Here is a 24,613-nt window from a genome sequence, read left to right as displayed (position 1 = left end):
CCACTCCCCCGTGGCCAGGCAGAAAGCAGCACCCTAGATGTAGCTCCGTCTCGTGGGCTCGGAGATGTGTATAAGAGACAGCCCCGACACCGCCCGCAGCCGCTGCACCAGTGGCACCCGTGACGCACGAGCACCCGGCGCCGGCCGTCCCGCCGACCCAGCCGATCCCGACCGCCGACCCGGGCCACGCCGTGCCGCACGACACCCCGAAGTACGAGCAGCACCACACCCCGCGCCTCGCCGCCGCCACCGAGGAGCTCGACGACGCGGACGAGGCCGAGCAGACCGTCGACCGCAGCGCGCTCCTCGAGGCCCGGCACGCAGCCCAGCTGGCCAACCCGACCGGCCCCAGCGTCCTGGCCGTGCTCTGCGCGTCGGGCCACCCGACGCCGCCGCACGGCGACGCGTGCCGCGTCTGTGGGGCGTCCATCCCGCCGCAGGAGCCGTTCACGATGCCGCGGCCGCCGCTCGGCGTCCTGCGCCTGTCCACCGGAGACGTCGTGACCCTCGACCGCAGCGTCCTGCTCGGCCGTTCGCCCAAGCTCGGCGAGGGCGTCGCCGCCACCGACCGGCCGCACGTCGTCAAGGTGCCGAGCCCCGAGCGCGACGTCTCGCGCAACCACGTCGAGGTCGTCCTCGAGGGCTGGCACGTCCTCGTCCGTGACCTCGGCACGACGAACGGCACGACGCTCGCGCTGCCCGGTGAGGCGCCGGTCCGCTTGCGCGCCAACGACCAGCAGGTCCTCGAGCCCGGCTCGGTCGTGTCGATGGCCGACGAGGTCTCCTTCACCTTCGAGGCCGCGCTCTGATGGCAGCGCGCAAGGGAGCGCCCCCGAAGATCCCGGGGCTCGTCTTCGTCCAGCCCCTCGGCTCCGGCGGCTACGCCGACGTCTTCCTCTACGAGCAGCAGAGCCCGCGCATGCCCGTCGCGGTCAAGGTGCTCAAGTCCGAGGGCCTCACCGACGCGCTGCGCCGCCAGTTCGTCGAGGAGGCCGACACGATGGCGGCCCTCGGCGACCACCCCTACATCGTCCAGGTGTTCCGTTCGGGCACCTCCGACGACGGCCGTCCGTACCTCGTCATGAAGTACTACCCGCCGCCCAACCTGGCGATGCGGGCGCGGGCCGAGCGGTTCTCCGTCGAGGAGGTCCTGCGCACCGGCATCCAGATCGCCAGTGCCGTCGAGACCGCCCACCGGGCCGCCATCACGCACCGCGACATCAAGCCGGCCAACGTCCTCGTCAGCGCGTACGGCGCCCCCGGCCTGACCGACTTCGGCATCGCCGGCCGTGGTGCCCGCGACGGCGAGGCCGCCGAGGCCGAGACCAGCGACGACGTCGGGGTCTCCGTGCCGTGGGCGCCGCCCGAGGTCCTCTACGGCCAGAGCAACGGCGACGTCCGCTCCGACGTCTACTCGCTCGCCGCGACGCTCTGGCAGCTCCTCGTCGGCCGGTCACCGTTCGAGGTGCCCGGCGGCGACAACTCGGCGTACGCCCTCATGCCGCGCATCCGCACCACGCCCGTGCCACCGACGGGCCGCCCGGACGTGCCGGCCGGGCTCGAGCGGCTCCTCGCGCAGGCGATGGCCAAGAACCCGTCGCACCGGCCGGCGTCGGCGCTCGAGCTGGCGCGGGCGCTGCAGGCCGTCGAGCAGCAGCAGCGGCTGGCCCGCACCCCCATCGTCGTCCTCGACGAGCAGGGGCACACGACCCTCGTCAGCCAGACCCAGGGGTCCCCCACGGGTCGCGGTGCCGAGGACGAGGACCGCACGCGCATCAAGGCGCCGCAGACGGTGGTCGCCCAGCCGGCCGGACCCACCGCTCCCGCGACTCCCGCGACGCCCGTCGCCCCCGGCGGCCCGCGGCCCGTGGGGGCGCCGGCCGAGGACGAGACACGTCGACGCGATCCCGGCCACGGGCGTCCTTCTCCCGCAGCCGTCCCCGGCGGGGCACCAGCGCACGGCCCGTACGCGCCGGTCCGCGCTGCATCGGCCACCGACGTCGTCGCCTCACCCGCGACGTCCCCTCTGGGCGACGGGGCGGACGAGGCCACCGTCCGCCGGGCCGCGAGCTCGGCCGACCCGCAGCCGCCCCCCGCGCGGCCGGGGTCGTCCGCGACGTCGCCGCCGGCCCGGGCCGGCGTCGTCCGGGTGCTGGCCGCCGGCGTCGTCGTGCTCGTGGGCCTGGTCGTGTTCCTCGTCGTGCGCGGCGGGTCCGCTCCACCCGGGGAGGTCGGGCCGACGCCGAACCAGACGGTCTCGATGCCCGGCGACGACAGCGCCGTCGGCAACCCGGTCTTCGACCGGCCGGTCCTGTCGGCGCAGTCCGGTCCCGGGAAGGTCACCTTCCGGTGGACGTATCCCGAGCCGGACGGCAAGGACACCTTCCGGATCCAGTACGCGGCCTCGCGCGACGACGCCGTCAGCGCCGACAGGTCCAAGGTCGTCACCGCGACGAAGCCGACGTACACGTTCAGCGTCCCGAAGGGGACCAAGGTGTGTGCCGGCGTCGTCGTCATCCGTGCCGGCCAGGGTTCGCCGCCCGGCGGCCCGCAGTGCGAGACCGCGCAGTGAGGCCGCACTGAGGTCGCGGTGAGGGCGCGCTGAGGCACGACGCACCCGGCGGAGGGCCGTTCCCGTGCCGGCCATGAGTACCGGCGCGGATCGACACGAGGGCCTCGACGCGGAAACCTTCACCCAGACAGCACCAAACCACCACACACGTCCGTAACGCGGCACAGTTGGACCTCGTTAGCCGCGAGCGCACGACTCCGTCGTGTGCGAGTCGACCGGGTTAGGGGACCTGATCGTGATCCACAGCAAGGTGACCGTCGTGTTCTGCGGCGAGGAGTACGCCGTGTCACCGGAGACCGGGCTGACCATCGGTCGCACCGGCGACGTCGAGGTCGACGACAACCCGTACCTGCACCGCACCTTCCTCGTCGTGTCGCACGAGGCCGGGTTCTGGTGGCTGAGCAACACCGGGTCGACGCTCACCGCGACCGTCGCCGACGAGCAGGGACTCTTCCAGGCCTTCCTCAACCCCGGTGCCCGCATCCCGCTCGCGATGAAGAAGCTCGTCGTGTGGTTCACCGCCGGCCCGACCACCTACGACTTCGAGATCCACGTCGCGAGCCCGGCCTTCAAGACGGTGACGGCCGAGCCGCCGAGCGCCGCCGACGAGGACGGCGAGGAGGTCGGTGCCGCCACGGTGGGCCGCGTGTCGCTGACGCCGGACCAGAAGCTGCTCGTCGTCGCGCTGTGCGAGCCGTTCCTGCGACGCCGTGAGGCCGGCACCAGCCAGATCCCGTCGTCGGCCGCCGCCGCCGAGCGGCTCGGCTGGACCATCACCCGGTTCAACCGCAAGCTCGACAACGTCTGCCAGAAGCTCGCCGACGCCGGCACCCGGGGCCTGCACGGCGGCATCGGCAAGCTCGCGACCAACCGCAAGGCCCGACTCGTCGAGCACGCGCTCTCGACCAAGATCGTCGTCGAGGAGGACCTCGCCCTCCTCGAGCACCTCGCCGCGGCCGACGCCGCGGCCGGCACGCCTTCCACACCGCACGCACAACAGCAGGCCGCCGCCCCCCGGGCCGTGGCCGAACAGGGGAACGCATGAGCACCGCCGCCACCCAGCGACGGATCGGCATCGTCTCGACCGTCGTCGTCGCCCTCGTCGCGAGCCTGCTCGTCTGGCTCGCGACCAAGAGCGACGGCGAGATCGTCCGCAAGGCCGATCTCAACGACGGCGGCGTCTGGGTCACCAACTCCGAGCAGTCGCGCTTCGGGCGCATCAACAAGGCGGCCGGCCAGCTCGACGCCGGCGTGTACGCCGACGTGGGGTCGAGCTCGGGCCTCGACCTGTTCCAGGACGGCGCCGCGGTCATCGGCTACACGAGGGCCAGCAACCAGGTGGTGCCGATCAACCCGGCCGAGGGCACCCTCCAGGCCGAGCAGGCCGTCCTGCTGCCCAAGCCGAGCACCGCCACCGGCAACCGCGTCTTCACCGCCCCGCCCATCGACCTGCGCGGTGGCAGCGTCGCGATGATCGACCCCGGCACGGGCGAGCTGCGCGCCCAGCGGGTCGACGACCGGGCCGGCATCACCGGCCTCGACGGGCTGCAGACCCAGGCCAAGCCGCTGGCCAAGGTCGGCGGCAACGCCGCCGTCGCGGTCGGCGTCGACGGCACCGTCTACGCCCTGTCGGCCGAGAAGGGCTCCATCACCGTCCTGCGGCCGAAGGGTGCGGCGTTCGACAAGCCGGTGACGACCCGGCTCGGCTTCTCCTCGAAGTCCGCCCAGGTCACCGCGGTCGGGTCGCACTGGGTGGTGTGGGACTCCGGCACGAACAAGCTCTACTCCGACGCGCTCGACGAGCCCCAGCAGCTGTCGGTCGGCAGCGCCGAGCCGGGCAACCCCGCGTACGCCGCGCTCCAGCAGCCGGGCCCGGACGCGTCGACCGTCCTCGTGCAGGACGAGGCCGGCATGACCCAGGTCGACCTCACCGGCGACGGCGGGCAGGCGGGCGGTGTCGCCCTCGCGCAGGGCCGGACCGGTCAGCACCTCTACCTGTCCCAGCCGGTCCGGCTCGCCTCGTGCGTCCACGCCGCGTGGGCCGGCCCGTCGAACGTGTACTACGGCCGCAATTGCGGCTCGCCTGCCGACGCCGGCACCGTCGATCTCGGAGCCATGAAGAAGGGCGTGCGCACGGACGGCGTCAAGCTGCGCGTCAACCGGGGCCTTGTCGTCCTCAACGACCTCGACTCCGGCGACGTCTGGGACATCGACCGCGACCGCGTCAAGATCGACAACTGGAACTCGGTCATCCCGCCGCCGCAGACCGACGACAAGAACAAGAAGAAGGACGAGAACCTCCTCGACGACCACCAGACGCGGACGCCCCCGAAGGCCCAGCCCGACGTCATGCAGGTGCGGCCCGGCCGGACGTCCACGCTCCACGTCCTCGACAACGACTCCGACAGCCAGGGGTCGATCCTGGCCATCTCGCCGGGCGACGTCACCCAGCCCGACGCCCCGGGCATCCAGGCGACGCCGTCGGCGGACGGGCAGACCGTCCAGGTGACGGTGCCGGACGAGCCGCGCGTCGAGGGCTTCACCTTCTCCTACACGGTCAACAACGGCACGACGGCCAAGAACGGCCGGGCCACCGCGAAGGTCACCGTCCGCATCGTCACCGACGACGTCGACACCGCGCCCAGGCTGCGTTCGGGGCAGGCCCGGCTCGCCCGGTCGTCCTACCCGGTGGTCGCGAACGGCTCGGTGCGCATCGGCGTGGTGGCCGACTGGCGCGACGCCGAGAACGACCCCATCCAGGTCTCGCCCGTCGACGTCTCGACCACCGGCGTCGACGGCTCCGGCGCGCTGACGGTCAAGGCGCAGGGCCAGAAGGGCGACCAGGTCGTCAAGTACGTCGTCGACGACGGCCGCGGCGGTACCGCCGAGTCCTCCGTCGACCTCGACGTGCTGAGCGAGGACGACGAGAAGCCGGTCCGCCCCCGCACGCAGCCCGACGTCGTGCGCGCCGTCGTCGGCAAGCCGGTCCAGCTCCAGCCGCTCGGCAACGACATCGCCGGCGCCGACCCGACCGACCCGGAGGCGCGGATGCGCCTGGCCCAGGCGGTCCGCGGCCCGGGCCAGCTGACGCTCGACTCCAACCTCGACACCGGCGTCGTCACGGTCACCGGACAGACGCCGGGCACGTCGGTCGTCACCTACACCGCGCAGGTCGGCGCCGGCGTGGCCACGGGCCGCATCCGGGTCGACATCCTGCCCGACAAGGACACCGACGCGCCGCCGGTCGCGACGCCCGACGCCGCGGTCGTGCGCGGCCAGACGCCGGTCATCGCCGACGTCCTGTCCAACGACTACAGCCCGCGCAGCGACGTCCTCGTCGTGCAGCGCGTCGAGTCGGCGCAGGCGTGGCTGCGCCCGTCGATCGTGCAGGGCCGCTGGGTGCGCGTCGTCGCGACGGCGCCGGTCACCGGCACCGAGACCCGCCAGGGGACCGTGCGGTACACGATCTCCGACGGCACGAAGACCGCCGTCGGTGAGCTGTCTGTCGTGCAGAAGCCCGAGCCCAAGGACAAGGTGCTGCCGACCGTCGTCGACGACGTCGCGACCGTCCGCGTCGGCGACGCCGTGACGATCCCGGCGCTCGACAACGACTCGATGAGCGAAGGCATCCCGCTCAAGCTCGCCCCGGAGGTGCGGGTGCTCTCCGGCGGTGGCCAGGCGTTCGCGTCGGGAACCGTCGTCCGGTACGTCCCCGAGGTCACGCCGATGACCGGCCCGAGGACCGCGATCCTCGAGTACACGACCTACCCCGAGGGCCAGCGTTCGCGCGGCGGCACCGGCCGGATCACCGTCACGGTCACCCCGCCCCCGGACCCCGTGAAGAACCCGAACCAGCCGCCGCAGGCGCGCAGCTTCACCGCGAGCGTCACCGCCGGCGACACCCTGTCGATCACCGTGCCGACGAGCGGCGTGGACCCGGACGGTGACCTGACGTTCGTCAGCGGCATCGTCGGCGACGACACCGGTCCCGTCGACCTCGAATACGGGCGCGTCGTCGGCTACGGCGCGGCGACGATCCGCTACGAGGCCTACCCCCGCAGTGCCGGTACGGAGGTCATCCGCTACCAGCTGCGCGACCGCTTCGGGGCGACGAGCGACGGCTTCGTGCGCGTCGGGGTCGTCCAGCCCGGCGACCCGCAGCCGCCGGTCGCCGTCGAGGACGACGTCGTGGCCGCGCCGGGCCGCACCGTGCGCGCCGACGTGCTGGCCAACGACCTCATCGCCGCCGGCGACTCCGTGTCGTTCGTCGACCTGTCGACGCTCAACGACGCCGGCACGCTCAAGGACTTCTCGCGCCAGAAGGACGACACGTTCAAGGTCGTGGCGCCGGAGGTCGGGCCCGCCAAGGTGCTGACGTACGGCATCACCGACGGTCTCTTCGACCCGTCGAAGTCGACCCTGACGGTCCGCGGGCAGAAGGACTTCAACAACCCGCCCACCGCCGTCGACGACACCGGCACGGCCAAGCCGGGCGAGACCTCGATCGTCGTCGACGCGCTCGCCAACGACCGCGACCTCGACGGCGAGCAGTCGCAGCTGAAGATCGTGAAGTTCTACGGCGACGGCGTGACCCGGGAGGGTCGCAAGCTGCGCATCCAGCTGCGCCCGCAGGCTCGCGTCGTCCCCTACGTCATCGAGGACGCCGACGGCGCCCAGGCGATGGCCCTCATCTACGTCCCCGCCGGCGGCAACGGCCTGCCCTACGTCGTCGCGGGCAAGACCGTGAAGATGGGCGCCGACTCCACGGTCCGGGTGCCCCTCGGCGACTACGTCCTCGACCCGCGCGGCGGCAAGGTCTCGGTCACCTCGCCCGACACCGTGTCGACCTCGCCCGCCGAGAACCTCCAGTTCACCGTCACGTCGGCCACCGAGCTGACCCTGACCTCGACGAACGGCTACGTCGGTCCGGCAGCGCTCATGCTCGAGGTGACCAACGCGACCGGCCCGAACGACAAGGCCGCCCAGCGGACCTACGTCACGGTGCCGGTCCAGATCGGCCCCGACGTGCCGGTCCTGCGCTGCCCCGACCACGAGGTGCTCCTCGCGGCTGACGGCCCGGCGCGCAGCTTCGACATCCCGCGCCTGTGCCACGCCTGGCTGCCCGACGGCATGGACGCCAGCGCGGCGGCCTACGAGGCGACGTGGGATCCCGCCGCCGACCGCGTCGACCTGTCGCAGTCCGGCCAGGGCGGTCGCCAGGTCGTCCTCAAGGCGCAGGCGGCCGCGCAGGCCGGCACGACCGGGGCCGTCGCGGTCAAGGCCAAGGGTGGCGCCGAGACCTTCAAGATCCGGGTCCGGGTCACGAGCGCGCCCCCGATCGCGACGATGCGCCCGGTGCTCGTCGAGGGTCTCATCGCCGGAACGAGCCGCACGGTCAACCTCGCCCAGTACCTCGACAGCCCGCTCACGGCACCGCAGTGCTCGGTGCAGGAGACCTCGGTCGTGTCGGGCACCGGCGTCACGGCATCGGCGAGCGGGTGCCAGCTGACGGTGTCGGCGTCCGACAAGGCCCGGGGCGACACGAAGATCGCCGTGCGCGTCCTCGACGCGCCGGGTCGTCCGGCCGCGCTCGGGCAGGTGACCGTCACGGTGCGCAGCAAGCCCGACCCGACGGACGCGCCGGTGGCCGTCGCCGACCGCATCCTCGGCAGCACGGCCCGCGTCGACTGGCGCCCGCCGGCCTACGACGGCGGCCTGCCGATCTCGCAGTACGAGGTCATCGCCAACGGCGGCGAGGTGCGGCAGGTCTGCGCCAGCTCGCCGTGCACCATCACCGGGCTGACCAACGGCAAGGACTACTCGTTCACCGTCCGCTCCCAGAACGCGGTCGGCTGGTCGGACGAGAGCCCGCGGAGCAACACCGTCCGGCCCGACACCAAGCCCAAGGCGACGGTCATCAGCACCGTCGTCCCGGGCGACCGCAAGCTCACCGTCAGCTGGACGCCGCCGCCGAACGAGGGCAGCGAGGTCACCGACTACCGCGTCCAGTACGTCGACATCGGCACGAACGCCGGGTCGGGCGGCACCGTGTCGGTCAAGGCGCCCGCCCTGACCAAGGTGCTCAGCGGACTGGTCAACAACGACGCGTACAACATCCGCGTCCAGGCCCGCAACGGAGCGGGTTGGGGTCCGTTCGGCCCGACCGTCAAGGCGCAGTCGTTCGGTAAGCCGGCCAACGTGCCGGCCCCGACGCTGAGCCCCCGGGCCCCGGTGCCCGGCGAGCCGAACGCCCAGGTGACGGTCTCGTGGCCGGCCACCGACCCGAACGGCCCGCCGATCACGCAGTACGACGTGTACCGGCGCACCGAGGGCGGCGCGTGGAACCTCATCGCGACGCGCTCGGGCGGCGAGTCCCGCACGGCCAGCGACACGATCCCCTACCAGGGGCAGAGGGTCGAATACACCGTGACCGCGACGAACGGCGGCCCGGCGACGTCCGACAAGGCCAACTTCTCCGGCTACACCGCCGACGGCATCCCCGAGACGCCGAACCTGCAGTCCGTCGTCACGCCGCGCAAGGACTACTCCGGCGACGCGTCGTTCACCCTCGGTGACTCGCGCTCGCGCGGCTACGACAAGGTCAACTGGCAGACGTCGTCGGGCCGCAGCGGTTCGTGGGCGTGTTCCGGCGGCTGCTCTGGCGGCACGGCAGGCAGCCTCGGGACCAGCCAGCAGTCGATGCAGGTCCAGGCCTGCAACGTGGCCGGGATGTGCTCGCCCTGGTCGAACAGCGTGACGTTCCACCCGTACGGTCCGACCAACGGCGTGCCGGGCCTGCGGGAGTCGCACGACAACAACAGCATCACGTTCACGTGGGGCACCGCGCCGAGCGAGGGCCGCCCGGTCACCGGCTACGAGATCGACGGCGACCGCAACACGACGGTCGGCGCGGGGACGCACTCGACGACCTTCAGCGGCCTGGGCTACTCGACGTCGCGCACCATCCGGGTGCGGGCCATCGCCCAGGACTCCGGGCCCGGCCCGTGGACCGCGTTCGTCACCGGCACGACGAACGCCAAGCCGAACCCGCAGGTGGTCAGCGTCTACAAGGGCACGGCGTGCGGCACGACCGGCTGCTTCGACCCGTTCCAGGGCAAGGAGTGCGGCACGAACTGCAACCACATCGGCTACGAGCTGAAGAACTTCGAGGGCGCGATCAGCTGTGCGATCAGCGGGTGGTCCCAGCCCGACGACGGCACAGCCGGCACGCACGAACCGACGAACGGCCGCAACAACTCCGGCAAGTTCCTCGGCTATCCGAACCAGTCGGTCACGGTGACCTGCACCGGGTCCAACGGCCGGGACTCGGCGACCAAGAACCCGTGGGGCTGAGGCCGCGCATCCCGCGGCGGCCCCACCGCCCGACGACCACCCTTCGCACGACACCACTTTCACGAGAAGGACACCCATGAGCGTCACACAGGACCAGGTCACCTGGTTCGCCCACACCTTCGACCAGCTCGTCGGCAACATCGAGCGGGCCGTGCTCGGCAAGCAGCACGTGACGCGCCTGGCGCTGACGTGCCTGCTGTCCGAGGGCCACCTGCTCCTCGAGGACTACCCGGGCACGGGCAAGACCCAGCTGGCGCGGGCATTGTCGGCCACCGTCCAGGGCAGCCACAGCCGCATCCAGTTCACGCCCGACCTGCTGCCCTCCGACGTCACGGGCGTGACGATCTACGAGCCGAGCAAGCAGGCCTTCGAGTTCCACCCGGGCCCGATCTTCGCGACGATCGTCCTGGCCGACGAGATCAACCGCGCCTCGCCGAAGACCCAGTCCGCGCTCCTCGAGGTCATGGAGGAGGGGCGCGTCACCATCGACGGCACGCCGCACTCGGTCGGCGAGCCGTTCATGGTCATCGCGACCCAGAACCCCATCGAGCAGGCCGGCACCTACCGCCTGCCCGAGGCGCAGCTCGACCGCTTCCTCATGAAGGCGAGCGTCGGCTACCCCGACCACGAGGCGACGATCGCCGTGCTCGCCGACGCCAAGACGCGCGACCGTGCCAAGCAGCTGCAGCCGCTCATCGCGAGCAACGTCATCGTCGACATGGCGCGGCTCGCCGACGAGATCCACGTCGACCCGGCGATCCTCGGCTACGTCAGCCGCATCGCCGAGGAGTCGCGTCGCCACCCGAGCCTCAAGCTCGGCCTGTCGGTGCGCGGCTGCCTCGCCTACGTGCGGTGCGCCAAGACGTGGGCGGCGAGCCAGGGTCGCACCTACGTCGTCCCGGACGACGTCAAGGTGCTCGCCGAGCCGGTCCTCTCGCACCGACTCCTGCTCAACGCGGAGGCGCAGTTCGCCGGCACGACCGTCGAGAGCGTCGTCGACCAGATCCTCGGCGACATCGCGCCGCCGGCCGAGCGCGCCTCCGCCTGAACGCGGTTCGCACCACGGCAGGCACGGTCCGGGACAAGGGGTAGGAATGACCGAACAGGTCAAGGGGCGCAGGGCTCCGGCGCGCGGCACGACGAGCCGCGGGATCCGTCACGTCACGCAGCCGCTCGCGCAGACGCTCGGGCACGCCACCGGACGCGTCGCGCGGCGCACCGAGGGCGTGTGGCGGCCGGTCGCCGGCGTGCTGCACTGGGTGTCGCCGCTCGGGTGGACGATCCTCGTGCTCGGGCTCGCCTGCTGGTTCGTCGGGGCCCGGTGGGGCTGGACCGAGCTGCTCATGGTGGCCGCCGCCGCGCTCGTGCTCTTCGCCGTCTGCTTCGTCCTGGCCCTCGGGCGCACGAAGGTGCGCATCCTCGCGGAGGTCGACCCCCGACGCGTCGTCGTCGGCGAGCCGGCCACCGGCCGCATCCTCGTGACGAACGAGGCGCGCACGCCGATGCTGCCGATCCTCGTCGAGCTGCCGGTCGGCCTGTCGGCCGCGCGCTTCGTCCTGCCGGCCCTGACGCCGGGCCACGCGCACGAGGAGCTCTTCGTCGTGCCGACCTCCCGCCGTGGGGTCATCCAGGTCGGGCCGGCCACGACGGTCCAGGGCGACCCGCTCGGGCTCATGCGTCGGACCCTGAGGTGGACCGAGCGCACCGAGCTGTTCGTGCACCCGCGGACCGTCGCCCTCGAGTCGCTCGGCGCCGGCCTGCTGCGCGACCTCGAGGGCAGCACGACCGAGGACGTCTCGATGAGCGACCTCGCCTTCCACGCGCTGCGCGAGTACCAGCCCGGCGACGACCGCCGCTACATCCACTGGCGCAGCTCGGCCAAGGCCGGCAGGCTGCTCGTGCGCCAGTTCCTCGACACCCGGCGCTCGCACGTGACGATCGTCGTCGACCCGGACCCCGAGCAGTACCGGTCCGGACACGGCCGCACCGGTCGGACCGACCGCGACGTCGAGCGGGACGTCATGGCTGCCAACGCGCCGACCGCGATCCAGGCCGACGTCGAGACGGCGATCTCGGTCGGCGCCTCGATCATGGTGCGGGTCATGCTCGACGAGCAGGACTGCACCATGGTGTGCGGTGACGAGAAGGTCTCCAGGTCGGTCCCGCAGGTCGGTCTCGACGCCCTGTCGCGGGTGGAGCCCGGCCCCATCGACCTGTTCTCCGTGTCGCTCGACGCCACCGACCTCGCCCCCGACACGTCGACGGTCTTCGTCGTCACCGGCCCGCACCGCCCGTTCATCGAGCTGCAGCGCGCGGCCGGGCAGTTCCCGCCGGAGGTGACCCGCGTCATCGTCGTCGTCGACCCGGAGGCCGACCACGGCATCCGCCGCGGCGGCGGGCTGACGATCCTGACGCTGAGCGCGCTCGAGGACCTCCGCTCCCTCCTGTTCACCGGAGTCGCCCGATGAGCCAGACCCGAATCCCCGCCCCGCCGCCGAGCGCCCTCGTGCGCCCACCGAGCGTCGGCGAGAAGGTGGGCGCACAGCTGGCCCGGCTGCGTCCGACGGTGCCGCACCTCGTCGACGCCGGGTTCACCGTGGTCCTCGTCGGCATCGCACTCGTCGGCTTCCGCACGACCTTCTTCGGCCTCGGCTGGCTCTGGGTCGGGCTCGCGGGCCTGGTCCTCGGCCTGCTCGTCGCCCACGTGACCGCAGCCTTCCGCGCCGTCGGCGTCGTGACCCTGCTGAGCACCGCCGCCGTCTACCTCCTCCTTGCCGGGCCGATCGCCGTGCGCGAGGACCTCCTCGCGGGGTTCATCCCCTCGGGCGCGACGTTCGGGACCCTCGTGCACATGGCCGTGCCCGGCTGGAAGGAGCTGCTGACGGCGCTGCCGCCGGTCGACTCCGAGGGCCCGTACCTGGCGCTGCCGTTCCTCTTCGGCCTCGCCGGCGCCGCCCTGACCCACGGTGTCGCCCGCCGCTGGCCCGGCGCGGTCCTCGCGCTCGTCGCGCCCGTGGCCCTCCTCGTCGCCTCCATCGTCCTCGGCACCCTGACGCCGGCCGCGGTGCTCGTGCAGGGCGCCGTGTTCGCGCTCGTCGCCATCGGCTGGACGGCGCTGCGCAGCAACCGCAACCGCCCGGCCCTGCAGAACGGTGCCGGGCGCACGACGCGTGCCGTCACCACCGCGGGCCTGCTCGCGGTGGCGACGGTCGGCGGGTTCTTCGTCGGGCCGATGCTGCCCGGCGCCGACCACCCCCGCACCGTCTTCCGCTCCTCCCTCGTGCCGCCGTTCGACGTCAGCCAGTACGCGTCGCCGCTCGCCGGCTTCCGCCAGTACACCGAGCCCAACGCCTCCCACCAGTTCGACACGACGCTGCTCACCGTCCGGGGCCTGCCGGCCGGCGTCCCGCTGCGCTTTGCCGCGCTCGACTCCTACGACGGGTTCGTCTGGGGCGCGGGCAACCTCGCCAACCTCGGCGACGGCCCCGAGGCCGACGGCACGAGCTTCCGCAAGGTCGGTACGCACATCGCCGCCGAGGGCCCGGGCCAGGAGGTCACGGCCACGGTGGCCGTGCCGGCGGGCGGCTACAGCGACGTCTGGCTGCCGACGTTCGGCACGGTGACCGGTCTCGACTTCGGCGGCGCCCGCCGCGACCGGCTCGCCGACGAACTGCGCTTCAACGTCGACACCAACACCGGCGTCCTGCCCGAGAAGCTGGCCCCCGGCGACGAGTACACGGTCACCGCCCACGTCCAGGCGCCGCCGGCCCAGCTGCCGAAGAGCGCGGACGTCGCCGACGGGTCGACGGTCGACGCGTCGTCGCTGTCGTTCCTCGACGACAAGGTGACGCCGTGGACCGACCGGGTCGACGGTCAGTGGCAGAAGGTCGCGGCGGTCGCCAAGGCCCTCCAGGACGGCGCCTACACCGACGGCGGGGCCCCGGGCGACTACCAGAACGTCTTCCTGCCGGGCCACAGCCTGCTGCGGATGAGCCAGTTCATGCGGTCGACGCAGCTGGCCGGCAACGACGAGCAGTACGCGGCCGCGTACGCCCTCATCGCGAACCGGCTCGGCGTGCCGGCGCGCGTCGTCCTGGGCGCCGTCCCCGAACCGGGCGGCGTCGTCAAGGGCAAGGACGTCCGCGCCTGGGTCGAGGTCAAGCTCACCGACGACACGTGGCTGCCGATCCTGGCCACCCAGTTCGTGCCCGACCGCAACAAGAAGCCGCAGCAGCTGATCCGCAAGTCCGAGGAGAAGAAGACCGGCGCGCAGGTGCCGCCGCCCGCGGCCAACAACCCGCCGAGCGTCCTGCAGGGCCCGGACCAGGCGCAGAACGCGACCCAGCTGCGCAACCCGCCGAAGGACGACAACCCCCTCGACCCCGACAACTGGCCGGACTGGCTGCGCTGGCTCGTCTTCTACGTCGTGTTGCCCCTCCTCGTCCTCCTCGCCGTGTACGGCGCGATCCGGGGCGCCAAGTGGCTGCGCCGCCGGCGTCGGCGCACGACGGGCGCCCCGGCCACCAGGGTCACCGGTGGCTGGCGCGAGATCATCGACACGGCCCGCGACCTACGAATGCCCCTGCCCGCCAAGGGAACCCGCATCGAGCAAGCCCGGGCACTCGAGCTGCACGTCGACGGACCGCCACCCCCGAGGCCGAGCGTCGTCGTCGACGGGGCGCTCATGGGCGTCCCCCCTCGGGCGGGTGGGCCGGTGCCGCCGAGCCCCGATCCCGAGCCCCTGGCTGTCAGCGGTGGCGGCGGGTCCACCCCGAGCGGCCTGCAGCTCGTCCCGGTCGCCGCGGCCGCCGACGGCCACGTCTTCGACGTCGACGAGCCGACCGACGAGGAGGTCGAGGCCTTCTGGGCCGACGTCGACACCGCCCGCAGGCGGCTGCGTTCGGGTCGGTCGTTCTGGCAGCGGCTGCGCGCCGACGTGTCGCTGCGCACCTTCCGTCACCACCTGCCCACCGGCTCGGGCCTGGCGCCTGCGGTCCGCCGCACGTCGCGCTCGGGCCCGGGGTCGGCGTCGGCCTCGGTGTCCTCAGCGGCGTCACAGCGCCGGGGACGGGCGGGGCGGGCCGGCGTCGGCACGGCCCCGCCGGGCACCCGGGCCGGCCGACGTGGCGGCCTCGGAGCCGCCCGACGCTCCGGGCACACCGGTGACCCCGGCGGGCGTGGGCGGGCCGGGCACCCCGGGCGCCCGGGACGGGCCGGCCTCGGAGACCGAGCCACCCGCCGGAGGAGCACCAACGAGAGCACGAAGGGTGACGCGTGAAGCTGAAGTTCGTCCTCCGGTCCGGTGACCGGGAGACCGATCTCGTCGCGACGACCGACTCGGCCACGACCGTCGGCGACCTCGCCGGCTACCTCGCGGCCGCCGACCCGAACCGGAGCAGCGTCCTCGGGGTCGACGAGCCGATGACCCTCGCCCTCGTCGACCAGGAGATGCGCGGCCTCGACCCGCGCGCGACGGTCGCCGAGAGCGGCCTGCAGTCCGGCATGCGCGTCACCGTGACGCGGGCCGGTGAGGGCTTCGTCGACCGTGGCCGCCCGGCCGCGGTTGCCGTCATCCGCTCGGGCCCCGACGCCGGTCGCGAGTTCCCGCTCTCGCGCGGCACCGCCTACGTCGGGCGCGGCCGCGGCTGCGAGGTGCACCTGACCGACGAGTCGGTCTCGCGGCAGCACGCCAAGCTCGTCGTCCAGGAGGTCGTCGAGGTCGTCGACCTCGGCTCGGCCAACGGGATCACGGCCGGCGGCCAGCAGGTCACCCGCGCGCACCTCAAGAGCGGCGACGTCATCCGCCTCGGCGACACCGAGCTCGAGGTGCACCTGACCGGCGACGGCGCCGTGGCGCGTCCGGGCAGCGGCGTGCTGTCCGGTGACGCCGGCACGGTGCAGTTCTCGCGCTCGCCGCGCGTCGCCCCGCTCTTCGAGGGCCAGGAGTTCCAGGTCCCCGACCTGCCCGAGCGCGGCAAGAGCAACCCGATGCCCCTCGTGGCGATGCTGGTTCCGCTGCTCATGGGCATCTTCGTGTTCGCGCTGACGAAGAGCCCGTACTCCATCGTCTTCATGCTGATGATGCCGCTCATGATGGCCGGCACGTACTACGAGGGCCGGCGACAGCAGCGCAAGGACTTCGAGCAGGCGATGCGTGACTTCACCGAGGACCTCGGCCTGCTGTCCGAACGCATCAGGGCCTCCCTCGAGCGCGAGGGCCACGTCCGCCGTGGCGAGCAGCCGAGCGGCACCGACTGCCTCGTCGCGGTCCGCGACCGCAGCGCCCTGCTGTGGACGCGACGCCGCGACACCCCGGGCTTCGGTGAGCTGCGCCTCGGCCTCGGCACGCGTCCGTCGCGTTCCCCCATCACGATGCCTGCCGTCGGCCGGTCCAAGGCCGAGGCGTGGCTCGCGGTCTCCGAGCAGCTGTCCGGGCTCGAGGTCGTCCACGACGTCCCCGTCGTCGCGACCCCGCTCGGCACCGGCGCCGTCGGAGTGGCCGGTCCGCGGCAGAGCGCCCTCGGTGCGGCTCGCTCGCTCGTCGTCCAGGCGGTGGCCCTGCACTCGCCGGCCGAGCTGGCCGTCTGCTCGTTCGCCTCGGGCAGCTCGGCCCGCGACTGGGACTTCCTCAAGTGGCTGCCGCACACCAGCTCGCCGCACAGCCCGGTCGAGGTCGCCCACCTCGCCGGCAGCGCGCCGGCCTGCTCGGCGCTCGCCGACGCGCTCGAGGACCTCATCGCCGCGAAGGGCACGCCGAAGGAGCAGGAGGCCGCAAGCGCCGGCCGGCCGTCGGTGCTCGTCCTCGTCGAGAGCGACGCCCCCATCGAGCGCAGCCGCCTCGTCGCGATCGCCGAGCGCGGGCACCAGCACGGCGTCATCGTCGTGTGGGTGGCCGAGACCCAGCAGCTGCTGCCGGCGGCCTGCCACACCTTCCTCGTCGTCGAGGGCGACGAACGCTCCCTCGCCGGCTACGTCCACGAGGGCGAGGAGGTCCAGCCCGTCGCCGTCGACCGCATCGGCTACGACGAGGCGATGGCCTGTGCCCGCGCCCTGTCGCCCGTCGTCGACGCCGGGGTGCCGGTCGACGACGCGAGCGACCTGCCCCGCTCGGTGTCGCTGCTCACCCTCGCCGGCACCGAGCTGGCCCGGGCCGAGGAGTCGGTGATCGAGAAGTGGGGCGAGTCGCGCTCGATCCTCACCGGCCCCTACGCACCGGCGGTCCTGCCCCGCAAGCCCGGCAACCTTCGCGCCGTCGTCGGGCAGTCGAGCCAGGGCACGTTCTCGGTCGACATCCGCTCCGACGGCCCGCACGCCCTCGTCGGCGGTACGACGGGTGCCGGCAAGTCCGAGCTGCTGCAGGCCTGGATCCTCGGCATGGCCTCGGCGCACTCCCCGCAGCGGGTGACGTTCCTGCTCGTCGACTACAAGGGCGGGTCGGCCTTCCGCGACTGCGTCAAGCTGCCGCACACGGTGGGCCTCGTCACCGACCTCTCGCCCCACCTGGTCCGGCGGGCCCTCGCCTCGCTGGCCGCCGAGCTGCACTACCGCGAGCACCTGCTGGCCCGCTTCAAGGCCAAGGACCTCGTCGAGCTCGAGCGTCGCGGCGAGGTCGAGGCGCCGCCCTCGCTCATCATCGTCGTCGACGAGTTCGCCGCCCTCGTCCAGGAGGTGCCGGAGTTCGTCGACGGCGTCGTCAACGTCGCCCAGCGCGGCCGGTCGCTCGGCCTGCACCTCATCCTGGCCACGCAGCGCCCCGCCGGCGTCATCAAGGACAACCTGCGCGCCAACACCAACCTGCGCATGGCGCTGCGGATGGCCGACGAGAACGACTCCGAGGACGTCCTCGGCAGCAAGGAGGCGGCCTTCTTCGACCCGGCGCTGCCCGGCCGCGCCGTGAGCAAGACCGGTCCGGGGCGCCTCGTGCCCTTCCAGACCGGGTACGCGGGAGGCTGGACCTCCGACGTGCCGCCGCCGCCGGAGATGAAGGTCGAGACGCTGACCTTCGGCGCGGGCACCGAGTGGGAGCCGCCGCGTCGCGAGGACGGCGACGACAACGCCGACCTCGGGCCCACCGACATCCAGCGCCTCGTCGCGACCCTCGGCCGCGCCGCCCGACGCGCCGAGCTGCCCCGGCCGCGCAAGCCGTGGCTGCCCGACCTGCGTCCGGTCTACGACCTCGCGACGCTGCCGACCCAGCGCCGCGACGACGAGCTCGTCTTCGGCGTCGCCGACGACCCGGACAACCAGGCCCAGCCCGAGGTGGCGTTCCGTCCCGACAAGGAGGGGAACATCGCCGTCTACGGCACGTCCGGCTCGGGCAAGTCGGTGTTCCTGCGGACCATCGCCATTGCCGCCGGCTACACGGTCCGCGGCGGACCCTGCCACGTGTACGGACTCGACTTCGGCAACCGCGGTCTGGCGATGCTGGAGACCCTGCCGCACGTCGGCTCCATCGTCCCGGGCGGCGACCACGAGCGCGTGACCCGGCTGCTGCGGATGCTGCGGGCCACCATCGACGAGCGCGCCGGACGGTACTCCGCCGTGAGCGCCGCGACGATCACCGACTACCGGCGCCTCTCCGGCCGCACCGACGAGCCTCGCATCGTCGTCCTCATCGACGGCATGACGGCCTTCCGGCAGGCCTACGAGGTCGGTGGCCGGTTCCAGTGGCTCGACCTGCTCGCCGGCCTCGCCGCCGACGGCCGACCGGTCGGCGTGCACTTCATCATCGCCTCGGACCAGCGCACCGGGCTGCCGACCAACCTCGCCGCGGCCGTGCAGGGCCGGGTCATCCTGCGCATGAGCAGCACCGAGGACTACTCGGTCTTCGGCGTCCCGGGCGACGTCCTGACGATGGCCTCGCCCCCGGGCCGTGGTCTCGTGAACGGCGCCGAGGTGCAGGTCGCGGTGCTCGGCGGCTCATCGGACGTCACGGTCCAGGCCGCGGCGGTCGAGGCGTTCGCCGACGCGACGCACAAGGCCGGCGTCTCGCAGGCGCCGCCCATCGAGTCGCTCGCCGACGCCATCCCGCTCGGTGACCTGCCGCCCGAGCGCGGGGGCCGGCCCGTCGTGGGCGTCGCGTCCTCCTCGCTCGAGCCGCACGGCTTCGACCCCAAGGGCACGTTCGTCATCACCGGCCCCTCGGGCTCGGGCCGCACGACGGCGATGGCGGCCACGGCCGCGGGCCTGTACCGGTTCAGCTCGCAGTCGGCGCTCTACCTCATGACACCGCGGCGCGGCTCCGAGCTGCTCGACCTCGGCATCTGGGCCGAGACCGCGGTCGGCGGCGAGGCGACGTCCACCCTGGCGTCGAGGCTGGCCGCGGACGTGGAGGAGGGGCGCATCCTGCGTCCGGTCGCGGTGTTCGTCGAGCGGGTCGACGACCTCGCGCCGTCCGGGGCCGAGAACGCGCTGACGACGCTCGTCAAGGCGTGCGTCGACAACGACCAGCTCGTCGTGGCCGAGGGCGAGGCGGCGTTCTTCTCGAGCAACTTCGGGCTCCAGGCGCTGCTCAAGACGTCCCGGTCCGGCATCGCCCTGCACCCCGACGGCAACGAGGGCCTGTCGGTCTTCAAGGCGAACCTGCCCGCGCTCAACCGGGCCGAGCTGCCCGAGGGCCGCGGCTTCATCGTCGAGAAGGGCAGGTTCGAGCTGCTTCAGGTGGCGCTGCCGTGACGGAGAGATGGACGTCGATCCCCTTGTCGCGCAGACGAACCCGCCGGTCCGCGACCACGCTCGGGGTGGCGGCGTCCGCTCGGGCAGCGTCGTGGGGAGTGCTCCCCATCGACCGGGCGGGGGTGCTGCCCTAGGTTCATGCATGTCGACGAACGGTGCGACGCGGGAGGAAGGCCCCGCACCACCGCGAACGTCACGAGAGGTACGCGGCCGGCCGACAGGGGTGGGCCCGACAGCAACGGACTTCCCGAAGGACTCGGGGGAACACAGGCAAAGGAGAAGGTCATGGCTTGGCTCGGAATGAACGACGATGAGGTCAACGCCCAGGGCAACGTGCTGCAGCAGCAGGCCGAGGCCATCCAGAAGCTCATCACGAAGGTCGACCAGGAGGTCGAGTCCCTCAAGCAGAACTGGCAGGGCGACGACTCCAAGCAGTTCGAGCAGGAGTGGACCGGCACGCACCGTCCCGAACTGCAGAAGGCCCAGAAGCTGCTCACGGAGATGAAGACGACGATCGACCGCGAGGTCCAGCAGCAGCGCGAGACGTCCTCGCAGTACTGACCGCCCACCACTCGTCCACACAACGCAGACTTCTGAAGGGGAACTGACATGGCTGTTTACAAGAAGGGCATGAACGCCGACGCGGTGTCCGCGTCCGGTGACAAGCTCGTCGGCTACAAGGGCGAGCTCGACGGCATCGTCGAGGCCGTCAACAGCGCCGTCTCGCAGATCAAGGGCAACTGGGGCGGCTCGGACGCCGACCGTTTCCAGAGCGACTGGCACGGGCAGCGCCAGGTCGTCTCGGCCGCCGGGGACAAGCTCGACGCCATGGGCAAGAAGTGCAAGACCAACGCCGAGGCGCAGAAGAGCACGTCGGCCAAGTGAGCCGAGCCGGTGCCTTCTCGGCGCCGGTCCCGAGCCGCCGAAGGGTGGTCGTTCCCCAGGGGAGGAACGGCCACCCTTCGGCATGTCCTCGGCGGCGCGCCAGCTCGGGGAGGTCGCCATGGGGAGCGCAGGAGGTGGAGAACCGCCCACGAGACGTCACGAATTGGCGTTCGCGCGCCGGTTGCCCGTAGATTCTTCGTACAGAAAGCCTGATCACCGAAGTTTCTCCGAACAGGAGGTCCCCGTGAGCCTGTTTCCCTCCGTGGCCGTCGTCGCCGACCGGCCCGGCCTCGCCGAGGCCCTGACCCACCGGGGCTGCGTCCCCGCAGCACCGGAGGCCGCCGACGCCCTCGTCGTCGACGCGGCCCGGGCCGGTGAGGCGTCCGTGCGCGAGGCCCTGGCCTCGGGTCGTGGGGTGGTCGTCCTCGGTGCGCTGTCGGTCCCATCGGGGGCACGGTCGGAGGCACGGTCGGGGGCGCCGTTCGTCGGCGTTGGTGCCGGCGACACCGTGCCGGCAGGTCCGGTGAGCTCCGCGACCCGGATCGAACGGGACACCGAGGTCGGCGAGGACCTGCTGGCCCGCGTCGACCTCGGGGCGCTGACCGCCACCGGGGCGCTCGAGGTCCTCGCCCCGGCCCGCCCGCTCCTCGTCGCCGGCGGGGTCCCCGTGGCCGCCGTCGCTTCCCCCTCGGACCTCGAGGCCCCGGCGACCGGCACCGGTCGCATCGTCGTCCTCGCCGTCGACGCCGCCGGTGAGGTCGGGGAGCGCAGCCTCGCCGACCTCGTCCACAACGCCGTCTCGCACGTCGCGCCCCGCCCCGAGCGTCGCACCGCGGTCGCGAGGCACGCGCTCGTCGAGACCGACGCGTGGGCCGGGCTCAAGGCCGCGGTCACCGACCTGCGGGCGCTGCAGGCCTCCGACGGCTCGGTGCCCGACAGCGCCGACCACGCCGCTGCCGCCGCGCACGTCGGCCGCATCGTCGCCGGGGTCCAGGGCCTGGCTCCGCACCTGCCGCACGACGCCGACTACCTCGAGGCGCTCGTCAAGGACTTCGGCCGCTGGGCCGACGGCGGCTTCGAGGTGCCGGACTTCTACGACTCGCTCGTCGCCTTCGCGCCGGCGCAGGACCGCCGGGACGGCCTGCCGCACCTCGTCGTCTTCCCGATGTACACCCAGAACGGCAACCCGCACCGGCAGGTCGAGGCCGTCCTGCTCGAGGTCATCTGGCCCGACTTCGTCGCGCAGCTCGAGGGCGGCGAGTACTCCAACCCGCTCTTCCTGCCGATCCGGTTCCTCGACTTCACGGCCGGCTACGACACGAACTCGGCCGTGCTGTTCCCCGAGACGGTCGCCATGCGCGAGGTCCCGACGTTCACGTGGGGCGGCATCTTCGCCGACCGCGAGGCGGCCCGCTTCCGCCGCGTCGTCACCGAGGCGGCGTCGGTGACCCGCCTGTCGCTGCCGCCGGACGCTGCCCGCCTCCTCGCCGACCAGCAGCTGGCCGAGCACACGTTCGTCCTGTGGGACCTCATCCACGACCGCACCCACATGCACGGCGACCTGCCCTTCGACCCGTTCATGGTCAAGCAGCGGATGCCGTACTTCCTCTACTCGCTCGAGGAGCTGCGCTGCGACCTCACGGCCTTCCGCGAGGCCGTCGCGCTCGAGGCCCAGGGCCACCCGTACGCGCGGCTCGTGCAGTACGCGGTGCTCTTCGACCGGATCTTCCGCTTCGCCGTCACCGGCGACCGCACCCGCAACTACGACGGCCTCGGCGGTCAGCTGCTCTTCGCGTGGCTGCACCAGAAGGGCGTCCTGCACTGGACCGACAACCGCCTCACCGTGGAGTGGGAGAACGTCGCCGAGCCGGTGCTCGAGCTCGGCCGGGCGGTCGAGGAGCTCTACTGGACGTCCATCGACCGGCCCAAGGTCGCCCACTGGCTCGCCGCCTACGACCTCGTCGCGTCGGTGCTGACGCCGCACCCGATGTCCACGTGGGCCCGTCACCGCGGGGGTGACCTCGGGGCGCTGCCGCTCGACGGCCCGCCCAAGGGGCTGACCGACGCCGTCCTGCCCGACGAGTTCCCGCTGTCGATGTTCTACGAAGCCCTCGCGAAGAAGATGAAGGGTGTCATCGAGTCGACCTCCGGCATCACCGGGGCGAGCGCGTGACGACGGACGGCCGGCCCGAGGGCCAGCGCGTCGTCGTCGTCACCGGAGCCACCGGGGGGACCGGCCGCGCGACGTGCGTCGCGCTGGCCGAGCGGGGCGAGCGCGTCGTCGCGGTCGGTCGCGACGACGCCTCGCTCGCCGCCCTGGCCAACGACGTCGGCTCGGACCTCCTCGTGACGCGGGTCTGCGACCTGCTCGACGGCGAGGCGGTGGGCGCGCTCGCCGCGGAGCTCGTCGAGACGTTCGGTGGCGTCGACGCCCTCTTCCACCTCGTCGGCGGGTGGCGCGGCGGCACGCGGTTCACCGAGTCGACCGACGACGACTGGCGCTGGCTGTCGGGCAACCTCGTCGACACGCTCCGGCACACGACGCTCGCGCTGCACGACCCCCTCGTGGCCTCGGGACGTGGCCGCGTCGCCATCGTCAGCGCGGCGGCCGCCTCGACGCCGACCGCCGGCAACGCCGCGTACGCCGCGGCCAAGTCGGCCGCCGAGACCTGGCTCGCCGCGCTCGCCGACTCGTTCGCGTCCTCGGGCGACGGCGACCGGACCCCGGGTTCGGCCGCGACGGTCGGTGTGGTGAAGTGGATCGGCGAGGGCCGCACCGCGACCCGGCCCGACGAGGTCGCCACCTGGCTCGCCGGCCTCCTCGACGGTGACGCCGCGTCCCTCAACGGTGCGCGCGTCGAGCTGTGGCCGGGCGAGGGAAGCGACTGAGCCGGAACGCAGCGGGCCCACGGGGCCAGACGGAGCGGAGAGTCCCTCCGGGACCGCCGGCCGCGCCAGCCACCAGAGCCCACCGACAGGACAAGGGGAGCGCGTGACCACCCTGCACGACCCCGCGACGCGCGGCTTCGCGTCGGACAACTACGCCGGACTGCACCCCGAGGTGCTCGCCGCGCTCGCCGCCGCCAACGGCGGCCACGAGGTCGCCTACGGCGAGGACGCGTACACCGCGCGCCTCCAGGAGGTCGTCGCCGGCCACGTGGGCACGGCGGCCACGACGTGGCCGGTCTTCAACGGCACCGGCGCCAACGTCGTCGCGCTCCAGGCGCTGCTGCCGCGCTGGGGCGCCGTGGTGTGCGCGGAGACCGCACACGTCAACACCGACGAGAACGGCGCGCCGGAACGGATGGGCGGGATCAAGCTGCTCACCGTGCCGACCCCCGACGGCAAGCTGACGCCCGAGCTCGTCGACCGGCAGGCCTGGGGCTTCGGCGACGAGCACCGCGCGCAGCCACTCGTCGTGTCGATCACGCAGACCACCGAGCTCGGCACGTGCTACACCCCGGAGGAGGTCCGCGCGATCACCGAGCACGCCCACTCCCTCGGCATGCGGGTCCACCTCGACGGTGCCCGCATCTCCAACGCCGCCGCCACCCTCGGCACGCCGATCTCGGAGTTCACCGGGGCGGCCGGCGTCGACGTCGTCAGCCTCGGTGGCACGAAGAACGGCGCCCTGGCGGCCGAGGCCGTCGTCGTCGTGGACCCCGAGCTCGCCGCCGACCCGACGCTCGGGCTCGTGCACGTGCGCAAGCTGTCGATGCAGCTCGCCTCCAAGATGCGGTTCGTCTCCGCCCAGCTGCTCGCTCTCTACGACGGCGACCTGTGGCTGCGGTCGGCCGCTCACGCCAACGCGATGGCGGCGCGCCTGGCCGCCGGGGTGGAGCCGCTTGCCGGCGTGACCATCCAGCGTCCCGTGCAGGCCAACGCCGTCTTCGCCGTGCTCGACCGGGACGTCGCGAACGCGCTGCGCGAGAGGTTCCGGTTCTACGACTGGGACGCGGCCACCGGTGAGGTGCGCTGGATGTGCTCGTGGGACACGACCGAGGCCGACGTCGACGCCTTCGTCACCGAGCTGACCCGCCTGCTGCGCGGCTGAGCACGACGGGCGGCCACCCTCGGGGCTGTCTCTTATACACATCTCCGAGCCCACGAGACGGAGCTACATCTGGG

At 72.9% G+C, this 24,613-nt stretch carries 13 protein-coding genes; all 13 read left to right on the top strand.

Features of this window, described 5'->3' with window-relative positions; genetic code table 11:
* Positions 1-119: 119 nt before the first annotated feature.
* The 13 genes from ACR9ZK_RS11330 to ACR9ZK_RS11270 all read left to right on the top strand — a co-directional run bounded on the left by ACR9ZK_RS11330 (position 120) and on the right by ACR9ZK_RS11270 (position 24,539).
* A complete protein-coding gene (locus tag ACR9ZK_RS11330; RefSeq protein WP_481342016.1) occupies positions 120-809 on the top strand; it encodes an FHA domain-containing protein in 690 nt (229 codons plus the stop codon).
* Positions 809-2,572, top strand: coding sequence for a serine/threonine-protein kinase (locus ACR9ZK_RS11325; RefSeq protein WP_481342015.1), 1,764 nt, complete (start codon positions 809-811; stop codon positions 2,570-2,572). Before ACR9ZK_RS11330 ends, ACR9ZK_RS11325 begins: the two co-directional genes overlap by 1 nt.
* Before the next feature lie 235 nt (positions 2,573-2,807).
* Positions 2,808-3,617, top strand: coding sequence for a hypothetical protein (locus ACR9ZK_RS11320; RefSeq protein WP_481342013.1), 810 nt, complete (start codon positions 2,808-2,810; stop codon positions 3,615-3,617).
* A complete protein-coding gene (locus ACR9ZK_RS11315) occupies positions 3,614-9,925 on the top strand; it encodes an Ig-like domain-containing protein (RefSeq protein WP_481342012.1) in 6,312 nt (2,103 codons plus the stop codon). Before ACR9ZK_RS11320 ends, ACR9ZK_RS11315 begins: the two co-directional genes overlap by 4 nt.
* A 76-nt stretch (positions 9,926-10,001) precedes the next feature.
* Positions 10,002-10,973 carry an AAA family ATPase gene (locus ACR9ZK_RS11310; protein WP_481342011.1) on the top strand — a complete coding sequence of 324 codons (972 nt, stop codon included), beginning with the start codon at positions 10,002-10,004 and terminating at the stop codon, positions 10,971-10,973.
* A gap of 46 nt (positions 10,974-11,019) precedes the next feature.
* Positions 11,020-12,393 carry a DUF58 domain-containing protein gene (locus ACR9ZK_RS11305; RefSeq protein WP_481342010.1) on the top strand — a complete coding sequence of 458 codons (1,374 nt, stop codon included), beginning with the start codon at positions 11,020-11,022 and terminating at the stop codon, positions 12,391-12,393.
* A complete protein-coding gene (locus ACR9ZK_RS11300; protein WP_481342009.1) occupies positions 12,390-15,203 on the top strand; it encodes a transglutaminaseTgpA domain-containing protein in 2,814 nt (937 codons plus the stop codon). Before ACR9ZK_RS11305 ends, ACR9ZK_RS11300 begins: the two co-directional genes overlap by 4 nt.
* Entirely contained in the window at positions 15,200-19,600 is a 4,401-nt protein-coding gene (locus tag ACR9ZK_RS11295; RefSeq protein WP_481342008.1) for an FtsK/SpoIIIE domain-containing protein, read from the top strand. The genes ACR9ZK_RS11300 and ACR9ZK_RS11295 overlap by 4 nt, the downstream gene beginning before the upstream one ends.
* 285 nt (positions 19,601-19,885) lie before the next feature.
* On the top strand, positions 19,886-20,161 hold the full coding sequence (locus ACR9ZK_RS11290) for a WXG100 family type VII secretion target (protein ID WP_481342007.1): 276 nt from the start codon (positions 19,886-19,888) through the stop codon (positions 20,159-20,161).
* Positions 20,162-20,209: 48 nt separating this feature from the next.
* On the top strand, positions 20,210-20,485 hold the full coding sequence (locus tag ACR9ZK_RS11285; protein WP_481342006.1) for a WXG100 family type VII secretion target: 276 nt from the start codon (positions 20,210-20,212) through the stop codon (positions 20,483-20,485).
* Between the two features lie 724 nt (positions 20,486-21,209).
* A complete protein-coding gene (locus ACR9ZK_RS11280) occupies positions 21,210-22,658 on the top strand; it encodes a DUF6421 family protein (protein ID WP_481342017.1) in 1,449 nt (482 codons plus the stop codon).
* Positions 22,655-23,374, top strand: coding sequence for an SDR family oxidoreductase (locus ACR9ZK_RS11275; protein WP_481342005.1), 720 nt, complete (start codon positions 22,655-22,657; stop codon positions 23,372-23,374). The genes ACR9ZK_RS11280 and ACR9ZK_RS11275 overlap by 4 nt, the downstream gene beginning before the upstream one ends.
* 103 nt (positions 23,375-23,477) lie before the next feature.
* Positions 23,478-24,539, top strand: a complete 1,062-nt coding sequence (locus ACR9ZK_RS11270) for a threonine aldolase family protein (protein WP_481342004.1) — start codon at positions 23,478-23,480, stop codon at positions 24,537-24,539.
* Positions 24,540-24,613: the final 74 nt, after the last annotated feature.

The sequence above is a fragment of the Monashia sp. HAY1-5C genome (assembly GCF_056755255.1).
The sequence above is the reverse complement of the archived record's forward strand: the minus strand, read 5'-3'. Positions and strand labels throughout refer to the sequence as shown.

Bases quoted from the DNA above. Each gene is read 5' to 3' on its own strand.
- ACR9ZK_RS11315 (WP_481342012.1), top strand. From the start codon at position 3,614: ATGAGCACCGCCGCCACCCAGCGACGGATCGGCATCGTCTCGACCGTC.
- ACR9ZK_RS11290 (WP_481342007.1), top strand. From the start codon at position 19,886: ATGGCTTGGCTCGGAATGAACGACGATGAGGTCAACGCCCAGGGCAAC.
- ACR9ZK_RS11305 (WP_481342010.1), top strand. From the start codon at position 11,020: ATGACCGAACAGGTCAAGGGGCGCAGGGCTCCGGCGCGCGGCACGACG.
- ACR9ZK_RS11300 (WP_481342009.1), top strand. From the start codon at position 12,390: ATGAGCCAGACCCGAATCCCCGCCCCGCCGCCGAGCGCCCTCGTGCGC.
- ACR9ZK_RS11285 (WP_481342006.1), top strand. From the start codon at position 20,210: ATGGCTGTTTACAAGAAGGGCATGAACGCCGACGCGGTGTCCGCGTCC.
- ACR9ZK_RS11310 (WP_481342011.1), top strand. From the start codon at position 10,002: ATGAGCGTCACACAGGACCAGGTCACCTGGTTCGCCCACACCTTCGAC.
- ACR9ZK_RS11325 (WP_481342015.1), top strand. From the start codon at position 809: ATGGCAGCGCGCAAGGGAGCGCCCCCGAAGATCCCGGGGCTCGTCTTC.